The 12544-nt window shown below is 65.9% G+C and carries 13 protein-coding genes; 7 read left to right on the forward strand and 6 right to left on the reverse strand.

Annotated elements, in window-relative coordinates; genetic code table 11:
• Positions 1–12: 12 nt before the first annotated feature.
• Together AX767_RS07345 and AX767_RS07350 are read right to left on the reverse strand one after the other, a co-directional pair.
• Positions 13–759, reverse strand: coding sequence for an SDR family NAD(P)-dependent oxidoreductase (locus AX767_RS07345; protein ID WP_068630002.1), 747 nt, complete (start codon positions 757–759; stop codon positions 13–15).
• Complete coding sequence (locus AX767_RS07350) at positions 756–1490, reverse strand: SDR family oxidoreductase (RefSeq protein ID WP_068630003.1); 735 nt, start codon at positions 1488–1490, stop codon at positions 756–758. The genes AX767_RS07345 and AX767_RS07350 overlap by 4 nt, the downstream gene beginning before the upstream one ends.
• Before the next feature lie 116 nt (positions 1491–1606).
• Here AX767_RS07350 and AX767_RS07355 point away from each other — a divergent pair, with 116 nt between their 5' ends.
• From AX767_RS07355 to AX767_RS07380, 6 genes are read left to right on the forward strand one after another with little or no spacing between them, the layout of a single operon-like run.
• Positions 1607–2314: a FadR/GntR family transcriptional regulator gene (locus AX767_RS07355; RefSeq protein WP_068630004.1), complete on the forward strand. Its 708-nt coding sequence runs from the start codon at positions 1607–1609 to the stop codon at positions 2312–2314.
• Positions 2315–2357: 43 nt separating this feature from the next.
• On the forward strand, positions 2358–3356 hold the full coding sequence (locus AX767_RS07360) for a sialic acid TRAP transporter substrate-binding protein SiaP (RefSeq protein WP_068630006.1): 999 nt from the start codon (positions 2358–2360) through the stop codon (positions 3354–3356).
• Positions 3357–3366: 10 nt separating this feature from the next.
• Positions 3367–3927 carry a TRAP transporter small permease gene (locus AX767_RS07365; protein WP_068630008.1) on the forward strand — a complete coding sequence of 187 codons (561 nt, stop codon included), beginning with the start codon at positions 3367–3369 and terminating at the stop codon, positions 3925–3927.
• Between the two features lie 9 nt (positions 3928–3936).
• Positions 3937–5334 carry a TRAP transporter large permease gene (locus AX767_RS07370; RefSeq protein WP_068630010.1) on the forward strand — a complete coding sequence of 466 codons (1398 nt, stop codon included), beginning with the start codon at positions 3937–3939 and terminating at the stop codon, positions 5332–5334.
• Positions 5335–5354: 20 nt separating this feature from the next.
• A complete protein-coding gene (locus AX767_RS07375) occupies positions 5355–6881 on the forward strand; it encodes a UxaA family hydrolase (RefSeq protein WP_068630012.1) in 1527 nt (508 codons plus the stop codon).
• Between the two features lie 17 nt (positions 6882–6898).
• Positions 6899–7960, forward strand: coding sequence for a malate/lactate/ureidoglycolate dehydrogenase (locus AX767_RS07380; protein ID WP_068630013.1), 1062 nt, complete (start codon positions 6899–6901; stop codon positions 7958–7960).
• Between the two features lie 15 nt (positions 7961–7975).
• On the opposite strand, the gene slmA is transcribed toward AX767_RS07380, so the two are convergent.
• The 3 genes from slmA to AX767_RS07395 all read right to left on the reverse strand — a co-directional run bounded on the left by slmA (position 7976) and on the right by AX767_RS07395 (position 10760).
• A complete protein-coding gene (slmA, locus tag AX767_RS07385; protein ID WP_068630015.1) occupies positions 7976–8620 on the reverse strand; it encodes a nucleoid occlusion factor SlmA in 645 nt (214 codons plus the stop codon).
• A 96-nt stretch (positions 8621–8716) separates the two neighbouring features.
• Positions 8717–9610 (reverse strand): acetylglutamate kinase, encoded by an 894-nt coding sequence (gene argB, locus AX767_RS07390; protein WP_068630016.1) that lies wholly within the window; start codon positions 9608–9610, stop codon positions 8717–8719.
• Positions 9611–9662: 52 nt separating this feature from the next.
• Entirely contained in the window at positions 9663–10760 is a 1098-nt protein-coding gene (locus AX767_RS07395) for a glycosyltransferase family 4 protein (protein ID WP_068630018.1), read from the reverse strand.
• Between the two features lie 44 nt (positions 10761–10804).
• Here AX767_RS07395 and AX767_RS07400 point away from each other — a divergent pair, with 44 nt between their 5' ends.
• Positions 10805–11569, forward strand: coding sequence for a glycosyltransferase (locus AX767_RS07400; protein WP_068630020.1), 765 nt, complete (start codon positions 10805–10807; stop codon positions 11567–11569).
• Here the strand turns inward: AX767_RS07400 and AX767_RS07405 are convergent.
• The gene (locus AX767_RS07405) at positions 11566–12543 is read right to left on the reverse strand and encodes a glycosyltransferase (RefSeq protein WP_237288592.1); all 978 of its coding nucleotides are present in this window, start codon (positions 12541–12543) and stop codon (positions 11566–11568) included. The two genes, AX767_RS07400 and AX767_RS07405, sit on opposite strands and share 4 nt — an antisense overlap.
• Between the last annotated feature and the right edge of the window lies 1 nt (position 12544).

Genomic DNA, 12544 nt, shown 5'->3' on the forward strand with positions numbered 1-12544 from the left:
CTTTCAGTGAGATCAATAAGTGGAGCGGCCGCCCGAGAGGTCGAACGTGGCGCCGGTGGAGAACGAGCAATCTTCGGTGCAAAGCCAGCCGACCATCGCGGCGACTTCTTCGACGGTGCCGAACCGCGCCATCGGGATTTTCGAGAGCATGAAGGCGATGTGTTCCGGCGTCATCTGGTCGAAGATCGCGGTCTTCACCGCCGCGGGGGTCACGCAGTTCACACGCACGTTGGTGTCGGCCAGTTCCTTGCCGAGCGACTTGGTCAGCGCGATCACGCCGGCCTTGCTCGCGCTGTAAGCGCTGGCGTTCGGGTTACCGTCCTTGCCGGCGACCGACGCGATGTTGACGATGCGACCGTAGCCCTGCGTGCGCATCTGTGCCGCCACTTCACGGCAGCAGATGAAGACGCCGGTAAGGTTGACGTCCATCACCTGTCGCCAGGCGTCAACCGGGTAGTCCCACACCTTCGTGTTGGGGCCTGTGATGCCGGCGCTATTGACCAGCGCGTCGATCTTTCCCGCGAGCGTGAGCGTTTCGGCGACGGCGTTCGTGACCGATGCGTGGTCCGACACATCGACCATGACGGCCGAGGTACCGTGGGCCAACGCCTCTGCCGCCTTGCGCGCCGCGGCCTCGTCGCGGTCCCACACGGTCACCGTGCCGCCCGATGCAATCAAACGCTGGGCGATGCCATAGCCGAGGCCGGTGGCGCCGCCCGTGACGACCGCGTGGCGACCCTTGAAGTCGAGCTGGTTCATATCATGATCCCGCCGTCGACCGTGAACGCCTGACCGGTCGCGAAGACCGACTCGTCGCTCGCCAGGAACACCACCACGGGCGCGATTTCTTCGGCGCCTGCGAGCCGGCCCATCGGCTGGCGCGCGATGAAGGCCTTGCGGGCGGCATCAGGATCTTCGTTGGCGTTGATGCGCTCGCCGAGCGACGGCGTGTCGACGGTTCCGGGGCACACCGCATTGCAGCGAATGCCTTGGGTGACGTAGTCGGCCGCCACGCTCTTGGTGAGACCGAGCACCGCCGCCTTGGTGGTGCCGTACACGCAGCGGTTGGGCAGGCCCTTCATGCTCGAACACACGCTTGCCATGTTGATGATGCTGCCGCGGCCTGCGGCCAGCATGCCGGGCAGCACGGCCTGCACCGTCCAGAACTGCGCACGAACGTTGAGGTTGAAAGCGAAGTCGAGGTCGGCGTCGGTGGCGTCGAGCGCGCTGCCGTTGTGCACCACGCCCGCGCAGTTGAAGAGCACATCGAGCGTCGGCAGCCTGGCGAACAGCGCGGTGATCGCCGACTTGTCGAGCACGTCGAGTTTTGCGGTCTGCACGTTGGCCACGCCGTCAAAACGCGCGAGCAATTTTTCGTTCACATCGGTCGCCCAGACCTGCGCGCCTTCGGCCGCCATGGCAAGCACGCTGGCATGCCCGATGCCCTGTCCGGCCGCCGTCACGAGCACGGTTTTGCCCTTGAGTCTCATGCTGTCTCCTGTTGATTGGGGTTTCGCCCGATGGCTGTGCCGCGGCGCGAATCGTATTCTGAATTGGCCTGACCACTTGTCCAATTCTGGACAACCCCTAGCGCCACCTTTTCACCGTGCCCCTCCAGTCCATCGCGCCCAGGCGCCTCTACCGCCAGATTGCCGACCAGTTGCGCGCCCTCATCCAGCAGGGCGAGTTCGAGACCGGCGCGCGCCTGCCGGCAGAGCGCGACCTGGCCAAGCAGTTGGGCGTGAGCCGGCCCTCGGTGCGCGAGGCGCTGATCGCGCTCGAAGTCGAAGGCTGGGTCGAGGTGCGCACGGGATCGGGCGTTTACGTGCTCGAACGCGGCGCCCGCAACGCGACCGCGATCGACGTCACCGAGTGGGGCCCGCTCGAACTGATCCGCGCACGCCGCGTGGTCGAGGGCGAGACCGCAGCGCTCGCCGCGGCGCACGGCAAGCGACGCGATTTCGACGCGATGCAGCAGGCCATCGACACCATGCAGGCGCTGGCCGATCGCAACGTGATGCCGCTCGAGGGCGACCGCGCGTTCCACCTGGCCATCGTCGAAGCGAGCGGCAACGCCGTGCTCGTCGAAACCGTCGAAAGCTTCTGGGACTCGCGCAACGGCCCGCTCTTCACCCGGCTGGGCGGCTACTTCGAGACCGTGGTGTCGTGGCGCCGCGCGATCGCCGAGCACATCGCGATCCGCAGCGCCATCGTGGCGCGCGACCCGGACGCCGCGCGTGTCGCCATGCACGAGCACATGGACAAATCACACCAGAGATTCAGCGCGAGCTGGCGCCGCGCCAAAGCGACCTGACACGCCAGCGACTTCCATTCAAACCACCCACGGAGACAAACCGATGAAGACCACGAAACGACTCGCCCTCAAGACCCTTGCCGTCTGCGCCATTGCCGCCGGCACAGTGGGCACTTTCGGGATCGCCAACGCACAGACGAAACTCAAGTGGGCGCACGTCTACGAGACGTCGGAACCGTTCCACAAGTACTCCGTGTGGGCGGCCGAAGAGATCAAGAAGCGCAGCAACGGCAAGTACGACATCCAGGTGTTCCCGGCGTCGAGCCTCGGCAAGGAAGCCGACATCAACCAGGGCCTGACGCTCGGCACCGTCGACATGGTGCTCACCGGCGCGAGCTTCGCGGGGCGCAGCTACCAGCCGCTCGCCATCACTTACTTCCCGTTCATCTTTCGCGACGCCGAACACCAGCTGAAGTACGCGAAGAGCGACGTGTTCAACGAACTTGCCAAAGGCTACGACGACAAGACCGGCAACCACATCACCGCCCTCACCTACTACGGCGCGCGCCACGTCACCTCGAGCGCAGCGCGCCCGGTGACCAAGCCCGAAGACATGAAGGGCCTGAAGATCCGCGTGCCCGACGCGCCGGCCTACCTTGCCTTCCCGAAGGCGCTGGGCGCCAACGCCACGCCGATCGCTTTCGCCGAGGTGTACCTGGCGCTGCAGAACAATACGGTCGATGCGCAGGAGAATCCGCTTCCGACGATCGAAGCCAAGAAGTTCTTCGAGGTACAGAAGAACATCTCGCTCACCGGCCACATCGTCGACTCGCTGCTCACGGTGGTATCGGGCCAGCTCTGGGCCAAGCTCAGCGCCGAAGACAAGAAGATGTTCACCGACGTGATGCAGGAAGCCGCCGAGAAGACCGGCCGCGACATCATCGCCTCCGAAGTGCGCCTCGCCGAGGAGTTCAAGAAGCGTGGCAACAACGTGATCGTGGTCGACAAGAACGCATTCCGCGAAGCAGTGCTCAAGAACACCAAGCCGACGGATCACGGTTACCGCCAGCAGGACTACGACCGCATCCTCGCGATCAAGTGATGCCTCGGCTGTGACTGAACACCAAAAAATCATCGATGACGACGGGCACTTTCACGCCCAAGACGAAGTGGTCGATCTGTCGGACACCATCGCCGAGGGATGGATCGCGCTCGCGCTTTTCTGGCTGTTGGCGCTCACCGTTTTCTACCAGTTCGTCACGCGCTATGTGATGAACGACTCGGCCTCGTGGACAGAAGAAGTGGCGCGCTACATGCTGATCGGGGTGGTGTTCGTCGGCGCCACGATCGGCGTCGCGAAAAACAACCAGATCCAGGTCGACTTTTTCTACCGTCACATGCCAGTGACGGTCGGTCGCTGGCTGTCGCGTGCTGTCGACGTGGTGCGCATCGGATTCTTCGTCGGAGCGTGCGTGATGACGGTGCAGATGATGCGCAAGATCGGCGACAACACGCGCATGACGATCGTCGATGCGCCCATGAACATCGTGTACGGCGTTTGCCTCTTTGGCTTTGCCGCGATGGCCTTCCGGTCGATGCAGGTGGCGCGTATCCACTGGCGGCGCGGCTACAGCGTGCTCGAACGCCCCGAGTCCGCGATGTCGGACCACTGAGACCACTCCATGTTGAAAATCTTCTTTCTGCTTTTCATGTCGGGTGGCGTGCCGGTCGCGATCGCGATGGCCGGCGCGTCGCTGGCCTACATCCTGCTGTCCGACAGCACGCTGCCGCCGTTCGTGGTGATTCACCGGATGGTCAGCGGCATCGACAGCTTTCCGCTGCTGGCCGTTCCCTTCTTCATCCTGGCCGGCAACCTGATGAACAACGCCGGCATCACCACGCGGATCTACAACTTCGCACTGGCGCTGGTGGGCTGGATGAAGGGCGGGCTCGGCCATGTGAACGTGCTCGGCTCGGTGATCTTCGCGGGCATGAGCGGCACCGCCATCGCCGACGCCGCCGGTCTCGGCACGATCGAGATCAAGGCCATGAAAGAGCACGGCTACTCGACCGAGTTCGCCGTGGGCGTGACAGCGGCGTCGGCCACGCTCGGCCCGATCATTCCGCCGAGCCTGCCGTTCGTGATCTACGGAATGATGGCCAACGTGTCGGTCGGCGCGCTGTTCCTGGCGGGCATCCTGCCGGGCGTGATGCTGGCCATCCTGATGATGATCACGGTCGCCTACTTCGCGCACAAGAACAAATGGGGCGCCGATACCAAGTTCTCCAGCACGCGCCTCTTCAAGGCACTGAGCGAACTGGCGGTGGTCGTCGGATGGCCGCTGCTGATCTGGTTGCTGGTCGCCAAGCTCGGCACGCCGCCGCAGCTCACGGTGTTCGCAGGGCTGGCTTCGTTGTTCGTGCTCGACAAGCTCTTCAAGTTCGAGGCACTGCTGCCGATCATGACGCCGGTGCTGCTCATCGGCGGCATGACCACCGGTCTGTTCACCCCCACCGAGGGCGCCATCGCGGCCTGCGTGTGGGCGCTGATCCTCGGTTTCGCCTGGTACAAAACGCTGTCCTGGAAGATGTTCGTCAAGGTCTGCCTCGACACCATCGAAACCACCTCGACCGTGCTGTTCATCGTGGCGGCCGCTTCGATCTTCGGCTGGATGCTGACAGCCACCGGGGTCACCACCGACATCGCGGCCTGGGTACTGGGCTTCACCAAGGAGGCCTGGGTGTTCCTGCTGCTGGCCAACCTGTTGATGCTGTTCGTCGGCTGCTTCCTCGAGCCGACGGCGGCCATCACGATCCTGGTGCCGATCCTGCTGCCCATCGCCACGCAACTCGGCGTCGATCCGATCCATTTCGGTCTGGTGATGGTCCTCAACCTGATGATCGGGCTGTTGCATCCGCCGATGGGCATGGTGCTGTTCGTGCTCGCGCGCGTCGCCGGCCTGAGCTTCGAGCGCACGACGATGGCGATCCTGCCGTGGCTGGTGCCCTTGCTGGTCGCGCTGGTGGTGATCACCTACATGCCATCGCTGGTTTTGTGGCTGCCGCGCATGTTCTTCTAATCCCTCCAACAAGAACCACGATGAATCCTTTTATCCGTCTTCATCCAGCCGACGATGTGGTGATCGCGCGCGCACAGCTCGTGGGCGGCGTCAGCGTCGAAGGCGTGGCGGTGCGCGGTCTGATCCCGGCCGGCCACAAGGTTGCGATGCGCGCCATCGCAACGGGCGAGCCGGTGCGCCGCTACAACCAGATCATCGGCTTCGCGAGCCGCCCCATTGCACCGGGCGAGCACGTGCACACGCAAAACCTCGACATGGGGCCCGACAAGGGCCACTTCGAGCGCGACTACGCCCACGGCGCCGACGTGAAGCCGGCGCCCGCGAAACGCGAGGCGACCTTCATGGGCATCCGGCGCGCCGACGGTCGCGTGGCCACGCGCAACTACATCGGCGTGCTGACCAGCGTGAACTGCTCGGCCACGGCCGCACGGGCCATCGCCGATCACTTTTCGCGCAAGACGAACCCGGGCGCGCTCGCGGATTTTCCGAACGTCGACGGCATCGTCGCGTTGACGCACGGCACCGGCTGCGGCATGGACACGCAGGGCATGGGCATGCAGATCCTCGAACGCACGCTCACCGGCTACGCGACGCACCCCAACTTCGCCGGCGTGCTGGTGGTCGGGCTGGGCTGCGAGGCCAACCAGATCAACGCCTGGCTCGCGACCGGGCACCTGGCCGAAGGCGAGAACTTCCGCACCTTCAACATCCAGGACACCGGCGGCACGCGCAAGACGGTGGAGAAGGGTATCGCGCTGATCAACGAGATGCTGCCGCGTGCCAACGCGGTGACGCGCGAGCCCTGCAGCGCGGCGCACATCACGATCGGACTGCAATGCGGCGGCTCGGACGGCTATTCGGGCATCAGCGCGAACCCGGCGCTCGGTGCGGCGGTCGATCTGCTGGTCGCCCATGGCGGCACCGCCATCCTCAGCGAAACACCCGAGGTGTACGGCGCCGAGCACCTGCTGACGCGCCGCGCCGTGAAGCGCGAAGTGGGCGAGAAGCTGGTGAAACGCATCGAATGGTGGGAGCGCTACACCGAGATCAACCAGGGCGAGATGAACAACAATCCCTCGCCCGGCAACAAGGCGGGCGGACTGACCACCATCCTCGAGAAGTCGCTGGGCGCGGTCGCCAAGGGCGGCACCAGCAACCTCGAAGCGGTGTACGAATACGCAGAGCCGGTGACGGCGCACGGCTTCGTCTACATGGACACGCCGGGCTACGACCCGGTGAGCGCGACCGGCCAGGTGGCGGGTGGCGCCAACGTGATCTGCTTCACCACGGGACGCGGCTCGGCTTACGGCTGCGCGCCCTCGCCTTCGCTCAAGCTCGCGACCAATTCGGCGTTGTGGCAGCGGCAGGAAGAGGACATGGACATCAACTGCGGCGAGATCGTGGACGGCACCGCGTCGATCCAGGAGATGGGCCAGCGCATCTTCGAGCTGGTGCTGGCGACGGCTTCCGGTGAGCAGTCGAAGAGCGAGAAGCATGGCTATGGCCAGAACGAATTCGTGCCATGGCAAGTCGGCGCGGTGATGTAAATCAGGAGCTTTTTTCCATGTCCAGAACTCTTCAGGCGGCGCTGCTGCGCTCGCAATGTGCTGCTATCCTCGAGGCCGCCGGCAGTTCGTCGGCCGAGGCCAACCAGGTCGCTGAGAACCTCGTGCTGGCCAACCTGAGCGGCCACGACTCGCACGGGGTCGGCATGCTGCCGCGCTATGTCGATGCGGTGGCCGAGGGCGGGCTCACGCCGAATGCATCGGTCAAGGCGAACGTCGACATTGGCACGATGCTCGCGCTCGACGGCCAGCGGGGCTACGGGCAGATCGTCGGCGTCGAGGCGATGGACCTGGGCATCGCGCGCGCCCGACAGCATGGGAGCTGCATCATGACCTTGTCGAACGCGCACCACCTCGGCCGCATCGGGCACTTCGCCGAGATGGCGACGGCCGAAGGCCTGGTCTCGATGCACTTCGTGAACGTGCTGTCGCGGCCCGTGGTCGCGCCATGGGGCGGCGGCGACGGGCGCTTCGGCACCAACCCGTGCTGCATCGGCGTCCCGCTGGCCGGCGCCGAACCGTTCCTGCTCGACTTCGCGACCAGTCGCGTCGCGCAAGGAAAGATGCGGGTCGCACACAACAAGGGCGAGCAGGTGCCCGACGGCTACCTGATCGACGAGACAGGTGCACCCACCAACGACCCCGGCGTGGTGGTCGTGCCGCAAGCCAATGGCTTGTTCGGCGCGCTGATGACCTTCGGCGAGCACAAGGGCTACGGCATGGCGATGGCGTGCGAGCTGCTCGGCGGGGCGCTGAGCGGCGGCGGCACCTGGCACCGGCCCGCCGACACCGCACGCAGCGTGTTGAACGGCATGCTGACCATCCTCATCGATCCCGCGAAGCTCGGCACCGAAGCCAGCTTCGCGGCGGAAGCGACCGCTTTCGTCGACTGGCTGCGACAGAGCCCACCGGGCGCCGGTTTCGACCATGTGCAGATCGCCGGCGAGCCGGAACGCGCCGCGCGCGTCGCACGCGAGCGCGACGGCATCTGGCTGGACGACGCGACCTGGGGAGAGATCGTGGCCGCCGGCGGCAAGGTCGGCGTCAGCGTCGCGGCCTGAACGCCACGAATCGCGTCAAAGCATCAAGGCGACGCTGGCGTCCAGATGCTCTGAAGGCAGGCGCCGGAAGCCCGAGCGCGCAAAGCGCTGGAGGCGCCCGACCGCAAAGGCCGTGAGCGCCGATGCCCGCACCTGCGCGTCCACCGTGGGCGTGGCCGACCCTTCGACCGTGGCAGCGCCACGCAGCGCTTGCCGCAGGCTGGCTTCGATCTTGTCGAAGAACTGGTTCATGCGTTGCTGCAGGCGCTCGTTTTCGTAGACGAGTGCATCGCCGACCATGACGCGCGTCATGCCGGGGTTTTTTTCCGCGAACTGGACCAGCATCGCAATGACGCGGGCCGCCTGTTCTTTGCCGGGCGCGTCGCGTTCGGTGATTTGGTTGACCAGCGAAAAGATGCTCTGTTCGATGAAGTCGATCAGCCCTTCGAACATCTGCGCCTTGCTGGCGAAGTGCCGATAGAGCGCGGCCTCGCTCACATCGAGCCGCGCGGCCAGCGCCGCCGTGGTCACGCGCTCGGCGCCGGGCTGCTCGAGCATGGCGGCCAGCGCCTGCAGGATCTGGACGCGGCGCTCGCCCGGCTTCGGGCGCTTGCGCACGGGCGCAGGCGTGGCGTCGCTTTGGAGGTCAGGTCCGGCAGCAGCTGTCTCTTCGTTTGGCATGAGGGCGCGCGAGCAAAGATGTAAACAAATGTGATTCTCGCACAGCGCAGTGAGCGCAAGCCAACTGGCCGCGCCCGCGGCCTCCCTTGCACGCGTTCAGCGCGCGCGGATCATCGTGCCGTACGCCTGGTCGGTGAGGATCTCGAGCAGCATCGCGTGCGGCACGCGGCCGTCGATGATGTGGACCGCGTTCACCCCGCTCTTGGCCGCATCGAGCGCACCCTCGATCTTCGGCAGCATGCCGCCGGAGATCGTGCCGTCGGCGAAGAGTTCGTCGATCTCGCGCGCACTGAGATTGGTGAGCAGGTTCCCGGCCTTGTCGAGCACGCCCGGCGTGTTGGTGAGCAGCATGAGCTTCTCGGCCTTGAGCACCGTGGCGAGCTTGCCGGCGACCACGTCGGCGTTGATGTTGTAGCTCTCGTTGTCCTCGCCGAAGCCGATCGGGCTGATGACCGGGATGAACGCGTCGTCCTGCAGCGCCTTCACCACGCTGGGGTCGATGGCGACAATGTCGCCGACCTGCCCCACGTCGTGGTGCAAGGTGGGATCGGTGCGGTCGGCCAGCTTGAGCTTCTGCGCGCGGATCAGCCCGCCATCGCGCCCGGTCAGGCCCACGGCCTTGCCGCCGGCCTGGTTGATGAGGCCGACGATGTCTTGCTGAACCTGTCCGGCCAGCACCCATTCGACGACTTCCATCGTCTCTTCGTCGGTCACGCGCATGCCCTGGACGAACTCGCCCTTCTTGCCGAGCCGGTTGAGCGCGGCTTCGATCTGCGGGCCGCCGCCGTGCACCACCACCGGGTTCATGCCGACGAGCTTCAAGAGCACCACGTCTTCGGCGAAATCGGCCTGCAGCGCGGGGTCGGTCATGGCGTTGCCGCCGTACTTGATGACGATGGTCTTGCCGTGGAACTTGCGGATGTACGGCAGCGCCTGGGCCAGGATCTCGGCCTTGTCGCGCGGCGGGATGTTGAGGACGGGATCGGTCATGGCGGTGTCGCGCTCCTGAAAAATGAAAAGGGTCGTTTGGGTGTCGCCGGCATCAAGGGCGCAGCCAGCGCGGCACCTTGAAGCGCACGATCATCAAGTAGGCGACCACGTAGGTCGTGACGAACAGAAGACAGAACAGCATCAGCACGAGGGTGTTGTTCCAGAAAAGAACGGCCGGCACCACCGACAGCGCGGCAAAGATCCAGAGATACGGCGAGGTGCGGTTGTTGCGTGCGAGCAGTTGCCGGGCTTCATCGTCGGCGAAGGCCACGCGCACGATGCGCCGGAAGATCAGCTGGTGAAAGTGCAGCGCATCGGCCGTGCCCGGCGACTGCCCGCGCGCCACCTTGCGGTAGATCGAAAACAGCGTTTCCCAGACCGGGTAGATGAGCAGCAGCATCGGGAACCACGGCGAGACGATCGGGTGCCGTTGCACCAGCGTCACGCAGGCCACGGCGATCACCATGCCCCAAACGTAGGCCCCGCCGTCGCCCGCGAAGATCTTGCCGCGCGGGTAGTTCCAGATCAGGAAGCCGAGCGTGGCGCCCACCACGCACAGCATCATCGCGGCGAGCTGGCGGTCGCCGACCTGCAGCGCGACGTGCGAGATGGCCAGGCACACCAGCACCGCCACCGTTCCGGCCAGCCCGTTGTAGCCGTCGATGATGTTGAACGCGTGAGGCAGGCCGCCGATGCCGAGCACCGCGAACAGCACCGCGGCATAGGGCATCGCGAGCAACCCGCCATCGATGATCGGGAAGCCGGTGCGGAACACGCCGAGCCCGAGCAACCAGCACAGCAGCAGTGCCGAGCCCACGGTGAGGCCCAGCCGGTAGCGCACCGACACGCTTTGCGTCACGTCCTCCGCAATGCCCGCGAGGACGGCCGGCGCGATCGCCAGCAACGTCAGCGCCGACAGCTTGATCGGCCACGCGACGTTGAACGGGTCCGTGCCGGTCACGCCGGCGGCCAGCCAGCCGACGCCCATGCCGAGCAGGATGCCCGCACCACCGAGGCGCGGCACGTGGCCCTTGTGAAAACGCTGGGGCATGTCGGCGCCGTAGCGGCGCGCATGCCGCCGCGCCCGGCGCATGAAAATTTGCACCGAGAAGGCGGAAACGAGAAAACTGATGACGATCAGGGCAATCATGGGTGTGTAGCGGGAACCCTAGAATTCCCGCGAGAAATTAGACCATGCCGATGCCCCCCTCCGATTCCAGTTTCGAGCCCAAGCCGATCACCGTCTCCATCGTGAGCCACGGCCAGCTGGCGCTCGTGCGTCCGTTGCTCGAACAGCTCGACCGATACAGCCATGCGGTCGTGGAGAAAGTCGTGCTGACGATCAACATCCCGGAGGCGGACGCACTGGCCGGCGACATCTGGCGATTTCCGGTCGAGCGCATCGTGAACAGCGAGGCGAAGGGCTTCGGTGCCAACCACAACGGCGCGTTCCGGCATTGCAAGACGCCATGGTTCCTGGTGTTGAACCCCGACATCCGTTTCGACAACGACGTGCTCGGCCCGTTGCGCGACCAAGCCGCCGCCCGAAGCGGCCTGCTGACGCCCCGCATCCTGGAGCCAGGCAAGGCGGCGCCCGAGCAGCATCGCGCGGTCATCACGCCGCTGGAGATCGTCTCCCGCAAACGCCACGACTATGTGCGCCCGGCGGTGCCGGCCTGGATTCCGGGGCTCTTCATGCTGTTTCGCAGCAAGGCGTATGGCGGCATCGAGGGGTTCGACGAGCGCTTTTTCATGTACGGGGAAGATTTCGATATCTGTGCCCGCCTGAGGCTGGCGGGCTGGAACCTGCAGGTCGCGGAAGACCTGTTGGCGCTGCACGACGCGCGACGCGCCAGCCACCGCAGCAAGCGGCATCTCTACTGGCATCTCTCGAGCCTCCTGCGGGTCTGGGCGTCGGCCACGTTCTGGCGCTACCGCAAGCTGCCGACGCAAAGTTAGCCGCGCTCGAGCAGGTCCTGCATCACGGATTGCCAGCCGCGGTCGAAGCGCGCATAGCGGCCTCGGGCGGCGGCGATCAACACGGGCAGCCAGCGCACGGCGCGCGAGGGCGGCAGCTCGGTCCGGAAGCGCTGGTGCGCGACCTTGGCGCGTTGTGCGTCGACATATTTCGCCGGTACCTCGGCGCCCAGCGCTTGCAGACGCTGCAACAGCACCTCCGCCCTTCGCAATCGCTCCACGTGCTTGGTGCCGCGGGGCGCCAATGCCTTCGCGAGCTTTTGCTTAAACGTCGGACGTCGCGCGCCGATCTGGTTGGCGGCGTGCTGGCGGTAGTCGATGAGCGGCTCGGGCAGCACGTCCATTCGCCCCGTTGCGCTGGCGATCGCGGCCAGCCATTCGTCGTGGACCCATTCGGGCGGGAACGGCAGCGCCGCGGCCAGCAGGGATCGCCTGAAAACGGTGGTGGCGCCGGTCACCAGGTTGCGGCGTTGCAGGGCCTCGAAGGCCCGTCCGTTCGCAATGGCCGCCAATTCTTCCGGCTTGATTTCAAGCGCGGTGAAGAGGGTCGATCCGAGCGGCTTCAGGTCGCCATCGACCAGGAGCGCATCGGAGTGCAGCAGCAACAGGTCTGGACGCGCCTCGAACTGCGCCACCATGCGGGCGAGCCGGCCTGCGTGCCACACATCGTCCTGGTCGCAAAGGGCGATCAGCGCGCTTCGGCACGCGGTCGCCGCCTGCTCGAAGTTGCGGGTCACGCCGAGCGGTGGTGCGTTCTGCAGCACGGTCAAGGTCGGCGCATCGGCACCCCGCTTTGCCAGCGCCTCGCGGACGATGGCCATGCCGTTGTCGGTCGAGCCGTCGTCGGACAGCACGATTTCGCGCGGTACCGGTTGCTGGTCGCACACGCTGGCGACCTGGGCGGCGAGGTAGCGGGCGCCGTTGCGCGTGCAGAGGGCGACGGAGACGTCTAGCACG

Source organism: Variovorax sp. PAMC 28711 (assembly GCF_001577265.1).
Taxonomy (GTDB): Bacteria; Pseudomonadota; Gammaproteobacteria; order Burkholderiales; family Burkholderiaceae_C; genus Variovorax.

What these genes read in the sequence shown, in the direction of transcription:
- AX767_RS07345 (WP_068630002.1), bottom strand. Translation starts at nt 759, where the DNA reads ATGAACCAGCTCGACTTCAAGGGTCGCCACGCGGTCGTCACGGGCGGC.
- AX767_RS07380 (WP_068630013.1), top strand. Translation starts at nt 6,899, where the DNA reads ATGTCCAGAACTCTTCAGGCGGCGCTGCTGCGCTCGCAATGTGCTGCT.
- AX767_RS07370 (WP_068630010.1), top strand. Translation starts at nt 3,937, where the DNA reads ATGTTGAAAATCTTCTTTCTGCTTTTCATGTCGGGTGGCGTGCCGGTC.
- AX767_RS07395 (WP_068630018.1), bottom strand. Translation starts at nt 10,760, where the DNA reads ATGATTGCCCTGATCGTCATCAGTTTTCTCGTTTCCGCCTTCTCGGTG.
- AX767_RS07400 (WP_068630020.1), top strand. Translation starts at nt 10,805, where the DNA reads ATGCCGATGCCCCCCTCCGATTCCAGTTTCGAGCCCAAGCCGATCACC.
- AX767_RS07360 (WP_068630006.1), top strand. Translation starts at nt 2,358, where the DNA reads ATGAAGACCACGAAACGACTCGCCCTCAAGACCCTTGCCGTCTGCGCC.
- AX767_RS07375 (WP_068630012.1), top strand. Translation starts at nt 5,355, where the DNA reads ATGAATCCTTTTATCCGTCTTCATCCAGCCGACGATGTGGTGATCGCG.
- AX767_RS07350 (WP_068630003.1), bottom strand. Translation starts at nt 1,490, where the DNA reads ATGAGACTCAAGGGCAAAACCGTGCTCGTGACGGCGGCCGGACAGGGC.
- slmA (WP_068630015.1), bottom strand. Translation starts at nt 8,620, where the DNA reads ATGCCAAACGAAGAGACAGCTGCTGCCGGACCTGACCTCCAAAGCGAC.
- argB (WP_068630016.1), bottom strand. Translation starts at nt 9,610, where the DNA reads ATGACCGATCCCGTCCTCAACATCCCGCCGCGCGACAAGGCCGAGATC.